Source organism: Nocardiopsis moroccensis (assembly GCF_055763695.1).
On sequence record NZ_CP199747.1, the window covers coordinates 374589 to 389848 of the forward strand.

Consider the following 15260-nt stretch of genomic DNA (forward strand, 5'->3'; position numbering starts at 1 on the left):
TCCTCTTCGCCGACACCCGTACCTTCGTCGCGGAGGCGGAGAACAGCGGAACCCGCCCGCGGGGAAGCCTGGGACAGCAGGCCCCGCAGCTCGCACGGCAGCGGCGGGCACTCCGGCCTTCGGAGAGGGAGCACTCACTCCTGCTCGGCGGGTTTGCGGAGCACCGGTTCGCCGGTACCAGCGGTCACACCGGCCTCCGGGGTGACCTCGGGCAGTTGCTCGGCCACGGGGAGGTCGTCCTCCTCCGCGGCGGGACGGGGCTTGGGCGGCGTGGTGGTGAGTTCCAGCGGCGCCACGTCGGGCTCGAAACCGAACACCCCGGCGTAGAAGGCCAGTTCGGCCTCCAGGGAACGCAGCCGTGCCTCCTCACCGCGGAAGCCGTGCGCCTCGCCCTCGAACTCCAGCAGCGCGTACGGCACACTCCGCTCACCGAGCGCGGTCGCCATCCGGAAGGCCTGGTCCGGGGTGACCACCTTGTCGTCCGAACCCTGTAGCAGCAGCACCGGGACGTCGATCTCGCCGGTCCGGTTGATCGGGGACCGCTCCCGGTAGGTCTCCACGAAGCCCGGCAGCGAGCCCACCAGGGTGTCCAGGAACCGTGACTCGAAGTCGTGGGTGGTCTCGACCAGACCCAGCATGTCGGCCACCCCGAAGTAGGACACCCCGCAGGCGAAGGTGTCCCCGGTGAGCGCCAGCAGGGCGGTGAGGCCGCCCGCGCTCGGGCCGCGGACGGCCAGCCGTTCGGGGTCGGCCAGCCCCTGTTCCACCAGGGCCCGGGCCGCGGCCGTGCAGTCCTCCACGTCCACCGCGCCCCACTCCTTGTGCAGACGCTTGCGGTAGGAGCGGCCGTACCCCGTGGAGCCGCCGTAGTCGACGTCCACCACGCCGATACCGCGGCTGGTGAAGTAGGCCTTGACCAGGTCCAGTTCGCGCGGGGAGTGGCTCACCGGCCCGCCGTGCGCCCACACCACGTACGGTGCGGGCCCGTCGGAGGAGACGTCGGGGTTGGTGGGCGGGTACACGTTGGCGTGCACCGTCGCCCCGTAGCGGCCCGGGAGTGTCACCGCCCGGGGTACGGGCAGGTAGGCGGGGTCCGGTGGCTCCTCCACGGACCGCCGGAGCACCTCGACGGTGCGGCGCAGCGGGTCCAGCCGCACCACGCATCCGGCGGTGTCGGCCGAGGCGGCGATCGCCACCACGCTGGTTCCGTCGGAGTCGAGGTGGGACCAGGAGGTCAGTTCCGTGGCGACCGGTTCCAGGTCCAGGGTGTCGGGGTCGTACACGCTCGGCCGCAACCCGGTGTCACCGTGCAGGGCCACGATCCTGCCCGAGTCCAGCACGCGGAAGCAGCGGTCCCCCAGCCGCCACGGGGGACTGTGGAACTCCTCCTCGGCCGGGTAGAGGGCGATCGCCGGGCCCCTCAGCCCGACCTGGTAGAGGTTCCAGAAGCCGGGCCAGTCCGAGGCCACGTACAGGGTGTCCTCGTCGGCCCAGACGGGGGAGAGCACGGACTCGTCGACCCCGCCCTTGAGCGTGTACTCCCCGGTCAGTCCGGCCGCGGTCAGTTCGCCGACCCGCAGTTCGGTGCCGTCCCAGGGCATCCGCGGATGGTTCCACCGCACGTACGCCAGGCGGGTCCCGTCGGGGGAGAGGGCCGGGGCGGCGTAGAAGTGGGCGCCCGAGACCAGCTCCTGGACCGCCTCCGGGTCCTCGGCCCCCCGCCCGGAGAGGGGGACCGACACGATCGAGCGGCGGACGGCGCCGTCGGCGTGCTGTTCACGCACGCACAACAGCTGTTTGCCGTCGGGGCCCGGCGTCGGGTCGGCGTAGCGCAGCGCCCCTGCCGAGGCGGGCTCCGGAGTCAGCGGGACCGGTTCCCTGGCTCCGCGTTCGAGCAGGTACAGGCGTTGGTCGGCGGAGTTGGCGAAGACCACCCCCACCCGGGGGATGGCCTTGTCATCCCGGCGGGGGACCGGAAGGTGGGAACGGCCGCCGTACTCGTGCACCCTGGTCCCCACGCTCCACGGGGCGGGGAGCAGATCGTGCACGGTTCCGTCCGCGTCCCGTCGCACGAGTGTCGTCCGGCCCCCCTCGGCCGGGCGGTACTCCTCCCACCAGACCTCCTCACCCAGAACGGACGGGTACGCCATCCGGCGCACTCCTCGGGCGACGTCGCCGGCGCTGATGGGCGATGGCCAGGAGCCGTGGGGGCTCGACAGTTCAGACATGTCCCGCTCAGGATGGGTCGTGGGTGTGATCAGATGACATATCGACCTTAGTGCTCCCGAGCTCCCGTGTGCAGTCCTGTCCTCCTCACCTGTGGACGGACGGGCCGGTGTTTGCGCAGGAGGCGGTGGCGCCGGTACGTGACGGCGGCTGGCGACGGCGGCCAGCCAGAAAGACGGCCCCGCGGAGCGCACTCGGGGTGCGTCCACGGAGCCGTCACGGGGTGCCCGGGCGGGCCGGTCAGGTGCCGCCGGGCCCCTTACCGGGGTCGGGGGCGTCGCCGTCCCCGGTCTCCTCCTCGGTCCGGGGCTCGGTGGCCGTGTCGCCGACCCCGGGTTCGGCGGTGGTGCCGCTGGGTGTGGGCAGGCCCCCGGCGCCCTCCCTGACCGGGGCGGGCTCACCGTCCGCGTCGGCGGGCCTGGCGGAGGACCTGCCGCGCCCGGAGTTGCGGCGTTCCAACCAGATCGCGACCCTGCTCAGCGAGAGGTTGATGATGATGTAGATGATCGCGCAGACGATCGCCGCCGGGATGACGTTGTTCTCCCGGGTGGCTACCAGCGTGAAGCTGCGCAGCAGCTCCGGAAAGGCGATGATGTAACCCAGCGCGGAGTCCTTGAGCAGAACCACCAGCTGGGCGACGATCGCGGGCATCATCGCGGTGACGGCCTGCGGGATGAGGATCGTCCACAGCGTCTGGGTCCGCGTCATACCGATGGACTCGGCGGCCTCGCCCTGTCCGGGCGGCACGGAGTTGATCCCGGCGCGGAACACCTCGGCCAGCACCGACCCGTTGTACAGGGTCAGGCCGGTGACCACCGCCGCGAGCGCGCTCACCTGGAACATCGCCGGGGAGAGTCCGAACACCTGGTTCATCACGATGGGGATCGCCATCGTGAAGAAGATCAGCATCAGCAGCGGGATGCCGCGGAAGAACTCCACCACGGCACCGGAAAGGAAGCGGATCCACCAGCGCTGGGAGAGCCGGCCGACCCCGAAGACCAGGCCGAACAGGACCGCCAGCACGGCGGCGATCAGCGCCGCCGTCAGTGTGTTCAGCAGACCGGGCAGGACGTAGCCGGTCCACGTCTCGGGGCGGATGAAGGGTTCCCAGTTGGCCGCCGACCACTGGCCGGCCGGGTTGACCGACCAGGTGAGCGGGTCGAACAGGTCGCCGGGAGAGTCCACCGTGGACAGGGTCCGGTTGAAGCTCAGGTAGACGGTGGCCAGACCGGCCACGATCAGGATCAGGCTGAGCACCGTGTAGACGGCGTTGCGTGCCCTGGCCCTGGGCCCGGGTACGTCGAAGAGGACGGTCTGCGCGCTCATCGGACCACCGCCACGCGCTTGGCGAGCCAGCCGAAGAAGTACCCCATCGGCAGGGTCAGGATCAGGAACCCGATCGCGAAACCGACGAAGGTCGGCAGGACCGGGGCGATGCCCTGGTCGAACATGAGCTTCATCTGGCGGGACGCCTCCTGAACGCCCAACCCCGCGACGGAGGCGACGGTCGTGTTCTTGGTCAGCGCGATGAGCACGCTCCCCAGCGGGCCGACGACGGTGCGCAGCGCCTGGGGGATGACGATCAGCCGCAGGTTCTGGGTGAAGGTCAGGCCCAGGGACCGGGCCGCCTCGACCTGGCCGACGGGGATCGTGTTGATGCCCGAGCGCAGCGACTCGGACACGAAGCAGGAGGTGTAGGCGGAGAGGCCGATGACCGCCCACCAGAACACGTCCCAGGCCACGGAGTCAGCCAGGCTCAGGCCCATCGCGCTGTTGAGGCCGAGGCCGCAGAAGAGCAGTACGAGGGTGAGGGGGCTGTTGCGCACGCCCTCGACGTAGGCGGTGGACAGGCCGCGCAGCAGCGGAACGGGGGAGACCCGCATCGCGGTCAGGAGCACGCCGAGAACGAATGAGAAGAGGGCGCTGAAGAGGGTCAGCCGGACGGTCCATGAGAAACCGTCGACAACCCTGTCGATATTGCTGAGAAAGGCTTCCATGGGTCCCAGCCGGTCAAGGGCCGAGCGGCGGGGCCGGGATCGGCCCCGCCGCTACGGGCACGTGGTCAGTTGAGGAGACTCAGGCGCAGGGCGCGAGCTCGGGGGTGGACTCCTCGTAGGCGAAGTCCGTCTCGCCGAAGGCGGCCTCGAGGAACTCGATGGCGGAGCCGTCGTCCCACATCTGGGTGATGGCCTCGTTGATCTCCTCGCAGCGCTCGGTGGAGCCCTGCGGCAGGCCGACGCCGTACTGCTCCTCGCCGAACGGGTTGTTCACCATGCGGTAGGTGTCGGGGTTCTGGGCCGCGAAGCCCGCGAGGATGGTGTTGTCGGTGGTGACCGCGGCGACGGTGCCGTTGCCGAGCAGTTCGAGGCACTCGGAGTAGTTGCCGGCCTCGCGCAGCTCGGCGTCGATGCCCATGTCGTCGACGATGTTGTTGGCCGAGCGCGAACCCGAGGCGGAGCAGAGCACCTCGCCGGCGAGGTCGTCGGGACCGCTGATGTCCGTGTTGTCGGCGGCGGTCAGGATGTCCTGCTGGGCCACGTAGTACGGGCCGGCGAAGTCGACGACCTCGCGGCGCTCGTCGGTGATCGAGTAGGTCGCGACGACCATGTCGACCGTGCCCTGCTGGAGGAAGGACTCGCGGTTGGCGGAGGCTGCCTCCGACCACTCGATCTGGTCCTCCGTGTAGCCGAGGTGCTCGGCGATGTAGGTCGCGACGTCGACGTCGAAGCCGACCGGGTTGCCGCCCTCGTCGAGGCCGAGCCCGGGCTGGTCGTACTTGACGCCGATGCGGAGGGTGTCGTCGTCGCCACTGCACGCCGTGAGGGCTGCGGTCATGGCCAGAGCGGCGACGCCACCGATGATCTTGGTGGAACGGCTGGCTCGCATGTGGGGTACCTCTTCCTTGTCCGTGCGAAGAACTCGGGGAAACCTAGTGGGTCAGGATCTTCGACAGGAAGTCCTTGGCCCGGTCCGACTCGGGGTTGGTGAAGAACTCGTCGGGGGTGTTCTCCTCGACGATCTGCCCGTCCGCCATGAAGACGACCCGGTTAGCGGCGCGGCGGGCGAAGCCCATCTCGTGTGTGACCACGACCATGGTCATGCCCTCGCCGGCGAGGTCGGTCATGACGTCGAGGACCTCCTGGACCATCTCGGGGTCCAGGGCCGAGGTCGGCTCGTCGAACAGGAGCACCTTCGGGTTCATCGCCAGCGCGCGGGCGATGGCGACGCGCTGTTGCTGGCCGCCCGAGAGTTGCGCGGGATACTTGTGGGCCTGGTTGCCGATCTGGACGCGGTCCAGCAGTTCCATGCCCCGGGCGTCGGCGTCCGCCTTCGACTTGCGGAGCACCTTGGTCGGGCCCAGGGTCACGTTCTGCAGCACGGTCTTGTGCGCGAACAGGTTGAAGGACTGGAACACCATGCCGACGTCGCTGCGCAGCTTGGCGAGGCCGCGCCCCTCGGCCGGCAGCGGCTGGCCGTCCAGGGTGATGGTGCCGGAGTCGATCGTCTCCAGCCGGTTGATCGTGCGGCACAGCGTCGACTTACCGGACCCGGACGGGCCGATGACGACTACCACCTCGCCGGAGTTAACCGTCAGATCGATGTCGCGGAGCACGTGCAGGTCGCCGAAGTGCTTGTTGACGTTCTCCAGCACGACGAGAGGAGTTGAGGTCATGCATCGGAACCTAATGGCTCCATGTTGCCGTGTCATCACAAAAACGCCGCCTGCCCAGGGAGTAGCGGACTTGTTACGGCGTGATCTGCGGAAATGTTATGTTTTTCGACGCATAAGTTCGCTGTTGTCGCGCTGAGTGGCGGTTCCGTTCTCCAGAGTCTCATGTGCGGTGTTCAGCGGTGAGGTCAGGGGGCTCGGGAACGGGCGTCCTGGACGCGGGCGCGGACGGGATAGCCTGGAACGGTGAGCCAGAGTCGTACCTACCAAGTGCGGACCTACGGCTGCCAGATGAACGTCCACGACTCCGAGCGCCTCTCCGGTCTGCTGGAGGACGCTGGGTACGCGCGCGCAGCCGAGGACACCACCGCAGACATCGTCGTCTTCAACACCTGTGCGGTCCGGGAGAACGCGGACAACCGCCTCTACGGCAACCTGGGGCACCTGCGTCCGGTCAAGGACGCCAACCCCGGTATGCAGATCGCCGTGGGCGGTTGCCTGGCGCAGAAGGACCGCGGGGAGATCGTGCGCCGTGCGCCCTGGGTGGACGTGGTGTTCGGAACCCACAACATCGGCTCCCTGCCGACCCTCCTGGAGCGTTCGCGCGTCCAGCGTGAGGCGCAGGTCGAGATCGCCGAGTCGTTGGAGCACTTCCCGTCCACCCTGCCCAGCCGCCGTGAGTCCGCCTACGCGGCCTGGGTGTCGATCTCGGTCGGCTGCAACAACACCTGTACCTTCTGCATCGTGCCCGCACTGCGCGGCAAGGAGAAGGACCGGCGCCCCGGCGACGTGCTCGCCGAGGTCCGCGCCCTGGTCGAGGAGGGCGTCACCGAGGTGACCCTGCTGGGGCAGAACGTCAACGCCTACGGCAGTGAGTTCGGCGACCGGCAGGCGTTCTCCAAGCTGCTGCGCGCCTGTGGTGAGATCGAGGGGCTGGAGCGGGTCCGTTTCACCTCCCCGCATCCGCGTGACTTCACCGACGACGTCATCGAGGCGATGGCCCAGACCCCCAACGTGATGCCGCAGTTGCACATGCCGTTGCAGTCGGGCTCCAGCAAGGTGCTCAGGGACATGCGCCGCTCCTACCGTCAGGAGCGCTTCCTGGGGATCGTGGAGAAGGTGCGCGCGGCCATGCCGCAGGCCGCCATCACCACGGACATCATCGTGGGCTTCCCCGGTGAGACCGAGGAGGACTTCGCCGAGACCCTGCACGTGGTCCGTGAGTCCCGGTTCGCGATGGCGTTCACCTTCCAGTACTCCAAGCGCCCCGGGACCCCGGCCGCCACCATGGACGGGCAGGTGCCGCCGGAGGTGGTCAAGGAGCGCTACCAGCGGCTGGTCGCCCTCCAGGACCAGATCTCCTGGGAGGAGAACCAGAAGCTGGTCGGCTGCGAGGTCGAGCTGATGGTCTCCGAGGGCGAGGGGAAGAAGGACGGTGAGCACCGCCGTCTGTCCGGCCGTGCCCCCGACAACCGTCTCGTGCACTTCGCCGTGGGTGAGGCCGAGGAGCCGCGGCCGGGCGACATGGTCACCGTCGAGGTCACCTACGCCGCCCCGCACCACCTGGTCGCCGACTCCGGGGTCCGGAATCTGCGCCGTACCCGCGCCGGGGACGCCTGGGACGCCCGTCAGGGACGGCCGGTTCAGGTGAGCAAGCCGGACGTGCTGTTGGGCATGCCCGGGGTCGGGGCCCCCGAGGAGCAGCCGGCCCCCGCGGGCGGTTGCTGCGACGCCTGACCCGGTTGTTCGCCCGGGCCCCGACACCGGGCCCGGGCCCGGGCCCGGTGCTCAGGCGCCCAGGCGGACCGGAAGGCTGTCCAGGCGCGCGGTGCCGGGAACGGAGGAGCGCACCGGCTCCCGCGCGGGCACCAGGGCCAGGTCCGGGTAGGCGGACAGCAGCGCTCCGAGGGCGACCTCTCCCTCCTGCCGGGCGAGGGCGGCCCCCAGGCAGTAGTGGAGGCCGTGCCCGAAGCCCACGTGGGCCTCTCCCGGCCGTCCCTGGTGCCGGGTGATGTCGAAGCGGTGCGGCTCCGGGTGCACGGCGGGGTCCCGGTTCGCTCCGGCCAGGGCCACCGCGACCCGCTCACCGGCGCTCACTCTCGCGCTGTCGAGCTGCACGTCCTGCGCGGCGTACCTGGCCCGGGCCACGACGGCCGTCCCGCCGTACCTGAGCATCTCGTGCACCGCTGACGGCAGCAGTTCCGGCGAGGCCTTGAGGAGTTCGAGCTGTTCGCGGTGTTCCAGCAAGGCCAGTGTGCCGTTGCCGAGCAGGTGCGCGGTGGTCTCGTGGCCGGCGAGGACGAGCGTGAACACCAGGGTGACCAGTTCGGTTTCGCTCAGCCGGTCGCCGTCCTCGTCACGGGCCCGGACCAGGGCGCCGAGCAGGTCCCCGTGCTCGCTCGCCCGGCGCTCACCGATCATCCACTTGATGTGGTCGATCATCCGGCCGAGCACGTCGTTCATCCGGGCCGGGTTCGCGGGGTCGAAGTTGCTGAGGGCGTGGCTCCACGACCGCCAGGCCTGGCGGTCCTCGACGGGGACGCCGACCAGGTCGCAGATCACCGTGATGGGCAGCGGGTAGGAGAGGTGTTCCATGAGGTCGACGACCCCGTCGCCGTCGGCACGCGCGGGGAGGTCGGCGAGCAGGTCGGCGGTGATCCGCTCGATGCCCGGGCGCAGGTCGTTGACCCGCCGCGCGGTGAAGGCGCGTGAGACCAGCTTGCGCAGCCGGGTGTGGTCGGAGTGGTCCTTGTCCAGGACGGTTTCGGTGAGATAGGTGATCAGGTCCTGGTGCACCCCCATGGCGCGCATGGCGTCGGAGCGCTTCGCCTGCGCCTTCGCCTGCTTCACGTTGGCTGGGTCGACGACGAACCGCCGGTCGCTGAGGATGGCGCGGACGTCCTCGTCCCCGACGAAGAGGAGGGCCTCCATGGTGTCCAGGAAGAGGACCCGGGCGGCCCCGCCCTCCTGGCGGACCCGTTCGATCACCCCGTGGGGATCCGTGGCGAACTCCGGCGAGCGCAGGTCGATGGGTGCGTTGGTGCTCATGTGCCCCTCCTCGGAGGTCTACGTAGTGCGCTTGACGCGTTTCTGTTCCTCGACCTCGTCGATCATGCGCCGTTCCAGGTCGGTGAAGATCTCGACGACCTTCGGCCGGGCCGCGTCGAGGGTCTCGGGGGACACCTCGGCCTCCAGGAGGGGGCGTACGCTCTGGGCGATGAGTTCGGCGCGGGTCGCGAGTCCGGGGACGTCCTGACCCTGTTCCGCCAGGACCTGTTCGGTGGTCATGTGGCCGGTGATGATGGCCGTGTAGGCGTAGAACTGCTCCTCGAAGGGCCGGTCCCGGCGTAGGACCCCGTGTTCGCGCAGGTGGTCCCAGTACGCGCGGATCGTTCTCCACCGGAGCTCGACGATGTCGCCGAGCAGGACGTGGGCGTCGTGGGAGAGCCTCGCCAGCGAGCCGGGGGCGTCCACGAGCATCGACCTCAGGACCGGTTCCCGCGCCTGGAGCAGGTACAGCCTGCGGGCCAGTTCGCTCGGTCGGACGGCCTCGCGGTCCTCGTGCATGGCCCGGACGATCTCGCCGATCATCCCGGTCTGGGCCCGCATCACCACGGTCAGGAACAGCAGTTCCTTGGTGGTGAAGTGCAGGTAGACGGTGCCCTTGCCGACGCCGGCGCGCCGGGCCACGTCCCCGACCGTGACCTTCCGGGGCCCCAGCGCCACCATGAGCTCCTCCGCGGCGTCCAGGATGTGGTCGGCCCGTGACGTGCGTTCGGCGGTGGACCTGTCGGTGAACGGGGGCACGTACGGCTCCTTCGGTTCGGCTGCGGCCGGCGGTGGCTCCCACCAGCGTTGACGCGAAGACCATATCCACACCTCCGTTCCGGGCCGATCGCCTGACCGTGCGCCTGACTGTGTGACCAGATTTCAAAACTGGTCACACAGTCAAACCTAGGTCAGGGGTCGGCCCCGGGCAAGGCTGGTGAGGCGAATCTTTCCGCGGGGACAGGTATAGTCTCGCCCCTGTGTTGATCGCCGCCGCTGTGTGTCCCCATCCGCCCGTGCTGTTCCCCGAGGTCGCCCAGGGGGCCGCGCCGGACCTGGATGCCCTGCGCGACGCCTGCGACCGGGCCGTCGCAGGGCTCGGGGCGAGCGGGGCCGACCGCCTGTACGTGGTGGGTCCGGGGTCGCGGGAACGCCGCCACGGCCGCGACGCGGGGGGAGGCCTCGACGACTACGGGGTCGCACTGCGGGTGGGGCCGACACCGGGTGTCCTGGATCTGGCGGCCACGGCCGGTCGCTGGCTGGCCGAACGCTCGGGTCTGACCCCCGACGGCTACCAGGAGGTCGCACCGCAGACCACTCCGGAACGGGCGGCCGAACTCGGAGCCGCGCTGGCGGGGTCGGGGGACCGGGTCGCCCTGCTGGTGATGGGGGACGGCAGCGCCCGCCGGACCGAACGGTCACCCGGTTACGTGGACGAGCGCGCTCTTTCCTACGACGACGCCGTGGCCGAGGCCCTGGGCGAGGCGGACGCCGCGCACCTGGCCGGACTCGAACCGGCGCCGGCCGGTGAGCTCATGGTGGCCGGGCGCCCCGCCTGGCAGGTCCTGGCGGGCGCGGTGGGGGAGCACCCCCTCACCGGTGACCTGCTCGCCTACGAGGCGCCCTACGGGGTGGGCTACTTCGTGGCCGCCTGGTCCTGAGCCCGTTGGTCCCGGGGCGGCCCGGAGGCCGTCCCCTCAGCGCTGGGAGTTCGGCAGCAGGGTGGCCACGTCCACCAGGGCCTCGCCCGGGTACTCGTTCCTGCCGGCCAGGGCCGACTCCACCTGCGCCATCGCCCGCTCCAGCAGGTTGGGCGCGTCGTAGGGCAGCCACCGCACCCGGGGGTCGCGGCGGAACCACGACTCCTGGCGGCGGGCGAACCGGCGGGTGGCCTGGGCGGTCTGCTCCCTGGCCTCGGCCGGTGTGAGCTCGCCGTCGAGCTGGGCGAGCGCCTGGGCGTATCCGAGCGCCTTCGACGCGGTGCGCCCCTCGCGCAGCCCCTGTCCGTCCAGGCGGCGGACCTCCTCCAGCAGCCCCTGGTCCCACATGCGCTCGACTCGCAGGTCGATGCGCTCGTCCAGTTCGGGGCGCGGGGCGGTCAGCCCGAGCTGCACACACGGGTAGTAGGAGGTGTGGTCGGGCAGGTTCGCGGTGAACGGCTGCCCGGTCAGCTCGATGACCTCCAGCGCGCGGACGATGCGCCGCCCGTTCCCGGGCAGGATCGTCCGGGCGGCCTCGGGATCGGACTCGGCCAGCCTGGCGTGCAGCAGGCCGGGGCCGATGTCGGCCAGTTCGGCCTCCAGTCGGGCGCGCACCCGCGGATCGGTGCCGGGGAACTCCATGTGGTCCAGGACCGCTCGTACGTACAGCCCGGACCCGCCCACCAGCACGGGGATGACGTCGCGGTCGGCGCAGTCCTCCACCCTCTCCCGGGCGAGGGTCTGGTAGCTGGCCACGTCGGCGGGTTCGTGCACGTCCCAGATGTCCAACAGGTGGTGGGGTATGCCCCGGCGCTCCTCCTCGGAGAGCTTGGCGGTGCCGATGTCCATGCCCCGGTACAGCTGCATGGAATCAGCGTTGATCACCTCGCCGCGACGACCGGTCCGTTCCTCCAGCCACTCCGCGAGGTCGACGGCCAGGTCCGACTTGCCCACAGCGGTCGGGCCCACGACCGCGATCACCTTGATCATCCCTCCAGCGTAACCACGTCGCGGCCCGGTCGGGCCCGTACCGGGTGAGAAACGGGTGGGAATCGGTCCGCGCGGCCGCCGGGGTGCGCGTGCCAGGGCCCGGCGGCGGTGGCGGCGGGCCGCGGCGCGGGAGGAACGGGCCTGGGAACAGGGCCTAGGATGGTCACCATGCGATTCGCCAAGGGCCACGGAACAGAGAACGACTTCGTGATCCTCCCCGACCCCGAAGGGGAGCTTCGGCTCACGAAGGAGACCGTCCGGCTGCTGTGCGACCGCCGGGCGGGCATCGGCGGCGACGGCATCCTCCGGGTGGTGCGCACACGCGCGCTCGGTGAGACCCTCGCCCCGGCGGCCCGCACGGCCGAACGCCCCGAGTGGTTCATGGACTACCGCAACTCCGACGGAAGCGTCGCCGAGATGTGCGGCAACGGGGTACGGGTCTTCGCTCACTACCTGCGGCACGCCGGACTGGTCGAGGGCGACCGGTTCGAGGTCGGCACCCGGGACGGGGCCAAGGGGGTCGTGGTCGAGGCCGACGGCGACATCACCGTGGACATGGGGCGCGTGGAGATGCAGGGCACCTCCTCCGCGAAGCTCGCCCGGCAGGCCGTGCACGGCTCCCAGATCTCCGTGGGCAACCCGCACCTGGCCTGCGAGGTCCAGGGCCCGGTCGCCGACGTCGACCTGAGCGAACCGCCCGAGCTGGACGCCGAGGCCTTCCCCGAGGGGGCCAACGTCGAGGTGTACGCCGAGATCGCCCCCGGTGTGCTGGAGATGCGCGTGTACGAGCGCGGCTCCGGCGAGACCCGCTCCTGCGGGACCGGCATCGTCGCGGCCGCCGCCGCGGCCGCCCCCGAGGGGGAGGAGTCCACCTGGCGGGTGCGTGTGCTCGGCGGCGAGTGCACCGTCTACCTCGACGCCTCCGGGGCCCGGCTGAGCGGTCCGGCCACCATCGTCGCCGAGGGCGAGACCTCCCTCCTCTAGAGCCGCCGGGCTCCCGCTACCCCCGTCCCCGGCCGAGCAGCGGCCCCGGGCCCAGGCCGCGCAGGGAGGCGTCCAGGAGTTGCGCGGTGTGGGTCACCGCGATCGGCGAACCCGCACGCTCTGTCGCCGAGGCGATCTGCAGCGAGCAGCCGGGGTTGCCCGACACCAGGAGCCGGGCACCGGTCGAGGCCGCTCCCCGGGCCTTGCTCTCGCCCAGCTCCTCGGCGGCCTCGGGCCTGAACAGGTTGTACACACCCGCCGATCCGCAGCAGACCTCCCTGTCGGGCAGCTCGGCCAGCTCCAGCCCGGGGATCCGCCGCAGGAGCTCCCGGGGCTGACGGGTGACGCCCTGGCCGTGGGACAGGTGGCAGGCGTCGTGGTAGGCCACGCGCAGCGGCACCGGGTGGTATTCGGCGCGGGGGCCCAGGTCCACCAGGTACTCGGTGAGGTCCACGACCTTGGCCGAGAGCGCACGGGCCCGGTCCGTCCAGGCGCGCCCGGCTCCCGCCTCGGCCAGGGTCCGGTCGAAGTGCTTCATGCCGGACCCGCACCCGGCGGAGTTCACCACGATCCGTTCCACCCGGCGGGTCTCGAACACCTCGATCATCCGTTTGGCCAGGTCGGCGGCCTCGGCGATCCTCCCCGAGTGGCCCGAGAGCGCACCACAGCACCCCTGGGAGCGCGGGATCACCACCTCGCAGCCCTCCAGCGCCAGCACCCGCGCGGTCGCCGTGTTCACCTCGGGGAAGAACGCTCCCTGTACACAGCCCACGAGCATGCCCACCCGGGCGCGCCGTTCGCCGACGGCGGGTACGAGTTCGGGCAGCGGGGGCGGCGGAGCCGACAGCCGTGGGGCGACGCGTTCCATGGCGGCCAGGGCCGGTGAGATCCGCTCCAGCAGACCGGACTTGCGGACCAGCGAGGAGACACCGCTGGCCTGGTATGCGCGCAGCGGCCCGCGCAGCGCCCGCAGCCGGGACCGGTACGGGAAGAGCGAGAACACCGTCGCGCGCAGGGCCCGCTCGCCGAGGGTGCGCCGGTGTTCGGTCTCCACCCGGTGCCTGGTGTGCTCGATCAGCGCGTCGTAGGCCACTCCCGACGGGCACGAGGACACGCAGGCCAGGCAGCCCAGGCAGTTGTCGAAGTGGCCCACCGAGGTTTCGGTGAGCACGTCCTCCTCGTGCATCTGCGCCATCAGGTGGATGCGCCCGCGGGGCGAGTCCATCTCCTGTCCCCACAGCACGTTGGTGGGACAGGTCGGTAGACAGAACCCGCAGTGCACGCAGTCGTCGAGCAGCTCCCCGAAGAGCCGCTCCGGGCCGGGTTCGGGGTCGGTCGGTCGATCGGTCACGGGACCCTCCCTGAGGGAGCTCGGCGGATGGTTCAGATCCCGCCCGCGAAGCGGCCGGGGGACAGGCGGTGCCCGGGGTCGAGGGAGTCCTTGACCGCCCGCATCAGCGACAGCCCCGGCACCTCGCCCCACAGGTCCACACCGGCCGCCAGGACGTGCGGTTCGGCGCGCAGCAGTACCGCTGACCGGCCGGCGCCGGCACGGGCCCGGTCCAGGACCGCGGCCACCGCCTCAGCGGAGGCGCCCGGGGGGAAGGCCAGGTACAGGCAGCCCGCGGGCACGGACGCGGTCCCGCGGACGGGAGCCCCGAACCCGTCCCGGGCCAGGCGCCCCAGATCGCCGGCGAGGTCGGGCAGCTCGGCCGGGGGCGCCAGGACCCGGACCAGACAGCCCTCGGCGGGGAGCACTCCCCAGTCCGCGGGCAGTTCCTCGGCCACCTCCGTCTCACCGCCCAGCGCCCGTGAGGTCTCCCCGACCCGGGACACCAGGCCCTCCGGAGTGCCCTCCAACACCACGACCAGCCGTCCCGGCCCCTCGGCGGACCGGTCCAGTTCCACGGCCGAGGGCACCACCGCGGTCCCGCGCAGCGCTGCCAGGGCCCGCCTCGCCCGGGAGCCGGAGGGCATCTCCGCGCTCACCACACGGACGGCCGGCGGGAGCGGGTGCAGGCGGAACGCGGCCGCGGCGATCACCCCGAGTGTGCCGTACCCGCCGGTGTGCAGCTTGGCCAGGTCGTATCCGGCCACGTTCTTGACCACCCGGCCGCCGCTGCGGGCCACCGCCCCGTCGGCGCGCACCACCGACATCCCGATCACCAGGTCGCGCAGTGCTCCGGCGAGCAGCCGTCGCGGGCCACTCGCCCCTGTCGCCAGGGCCCCGCCCACCGTGCCGCCGATCCGGACCGGGTCGTAGGACAGCCGCTGTCCGGCGGCGGCCAGGACCCGTCCGAGTTCGGCCAGCGGGGTGCCCGCGCCGACCTCCACCACCAGGTCACCGGCGTTGTGGTCGATCCAGGACAGCGCGCGGGTGTCCACCAGCAGGTCCAGGGAACGGGGCGGTGCACCCCAGCCCAGGCCGGTCCCGCCCCCGCGTGCGGTCACCGAGAGGCCGTTCCGGTGCGCGGCGGCCATCAGCTCCGCGAGCGCCCCGGTGCCGGCCGGACACGCCACGTGCGCCGGCACGACCCCGCACACGGCGTCCTCGGGGGTTCCCTCCCGCAGGGTGTGCTCCTCGGCGTCCAGGTCCTGTCTCACCCTCGGCCCTCCCGGCCCGCTCGCGGTCGTACTCCTGT

13 protein-coding genes are annotated in these 15260 nt (G+C 71.3%); 3 read left to right on the forward strand and 10 right to left on the reverse strand.

Annotation, left to right across the window (positions count from 1 at the left end; all coding sequences use genetic code 11):
• Positions 1-134: 134 nt before the first annotated feature.
• The 5 genes from ACUKCB_RS01505 to ACUKCB_RS01525 all read right to left on the reverse strand — a co-directional run bounded on the left by ACUKCB_RS01505 (position 135) and on the right by ACUKCB_RS01525 (position 5899).
• Positions 135-2228, reverse strand: coding sequence for a S9 family peptidase (locus tag ACUKCB_RS01505; protein ID WP_473038657.1), 2094 nt, complete (start codon positions 2226-2228; stop codon positions 135-137).
• A gap of 238 nt (positions 2229-2466) precedes the next feature.
• Positions 2467-3552: an amino acid ABC transporter permease gene (locus ACUKCB_RS01510; protein ID WP_473038658.1), complete on the reverse strand. Its 1086-nt coding sequence runs from the start codon at positions 3550-3552 to the stop codon at positions 2467-2469.
• Positions 3549-4223, reverse strand: coding sequence for an amino acid ABC transporter permease (locus ACUKCB_RS01515; RefSeq protein WP_473038659.1), 675 nt, complete (start codon positions 4221-4223; stop codon positions 3549-3551). The genes ACUKCB_RS01510 and ACUKCB_RS01515 overlap by 4 nt, the downstream gene beginning before the upstream one ends.
• A 79-nt stretch (positions 4224-4302) precedes the next feature.
• Positions 4303-5112, reverse strand: a complete 810-nt coding sequence (locus tag ACUKCB_RS01520; protein ID WP_473038660.1) for a glutamate ABC transporter substrate-binding protein — start codon at positions 5110-5112, stop codon at positions 4303-4305.
• Positions 5113-5155: 43 nt separating this feature from the next.
• Complete coding sequence (locus tag ACUKCB_RS01525; RefSeq protein WP_473038661.1) at positions 5156-5899, reverse strand: amino acid ABC transporter ATP-binding protein; 744 nt, start codon at positions 5897-5899, stop codon at positions 5156-5158.
• 267 nt (positions 5900-6166) lie between these two features.
• Between ACUKCB_RS01525 and miaB the strand changes: the two genes are divergently transcribed.
• Complete coding sequence (gene miaB / locus ACUKCB_RS01530; RefSeq protein WP_473040882.1) at positions 6167-7633, forward strand: tRNA (N6-isopentenyl adenosine(37)-C2)-methylthiotransferase MiaB; 1467 nt, start codon at positions 6167-6169, stop codon at positions 7631-7633.
• Between the two features lie 51 nt (positions 7634-7684).
• Here miaB and ACUKCB_RS01535 read toward each other — a convergent pair whose 3' ends face one another.
• Positions 7685-8944: a cytochrome P450 family protein gene (locus ACUKCB_RS01535; RefSeq protein ID WP_473038662.1), complete on the reverse strand. Its 1260-nt coding sequence runs from the start codon at positions 8942-8944 to the stop codon at positions 7685-7687.
• 18 nt (positions 8945-8962) lie between these two features.
• Positions 8963-9703, reverse strand: a complete 741-nt coding sequence (locus tag ACUKCB_RS01540; protein WP_473038664.1) for a TetR/AcrR family transcriptional regulator — start codon at positions 9701-9703, stop codon at positions 8963-8965.
• 221 nt (positions 9704-9924) lie between these two features.
• On the opposite strand from ACUKCB_RS01540, the gene ACUKCB_RS01545 reads away from it, so the two are divergent.
• Positions 9925-10605 (forward strand): class III extradiol ring-cleavage dioxygenase family protein, encoded by a 681-nt coding sequence (locus ACUKCB_RS01545; RefSeq protein ID WP_473038665.1) that lies wholly within the window; start codon positions 9925-9927, stop codon positions 10603-10605.
• Positions 10606-10641: 36 nt separating this feature from the next.
• Here ACUKCB_RS01545 and miaA read toward each other — a convergent pair whose 3' ends face one another.
• The gene (miaA, locus tag ACUKCB_RS01550; protein WP_473038666.1) at positions 10642-11634 is read right to left on the reverse strand and encodes a tRNA (adenosine(37)-N6)-dimethylallyltransferase MiaA; all 993 of its coding nucleotides are present in this window, start codon (positions 11632-11634) and stop codon (positions 10642-10644) included.
• 159 nt (positions 11635-11793) lie between these two features.
• Here miaA and dapF point away from each other — a divergent pair, with 159 nt between their 5' ends.
• Complete coding sequence (gene dapF, locus ACUKCB_RS01555; RefSeq protein ID WP_473038667.1) at positions 11794-12618, forward strand: diaminopimelate epimerase; 825 nt, start codon at positions 11794-11796, stop codon at positions 12616-12618.
• Between the two features lie 16 nt (positions 12619-12634).
• Here dapF and ACUKCB_RS01560 read toward each other — a convergent pair whose 3' ends face one another.
• Both ACUKCB_RS01560 and ACUKCB_RS01565 read right to left on the reverse strand, forming a co-directional pair.
• The gene (locus ACUKCB_RS01560) at positions 12635-13969 is read right to left on the reverse strand and encodes a (Fe-S)-binding protein (RefSeq protein ID WP_473038668.1); all 1335 of its coding nucleotides are present in this window, start codon (positions 13967-13969) and stop codon (positions 12635-12637) included.
• A 32-nt stretch (positions 13970-14001) separates the two neighbouring features.
• On the reverse strand, positions 14002-15222 hold the full coding sequence (locus ACUKCB_RS01565; RefSeq protein ID WP_473038669.1) for an FAD-binding oxidoreductase: 1221 nt from the start codon (positions 15220-15222) through the stop codon (positions 14002-14004).
• Positions 15223-15260: the final 38 nt, after the last annotated feature.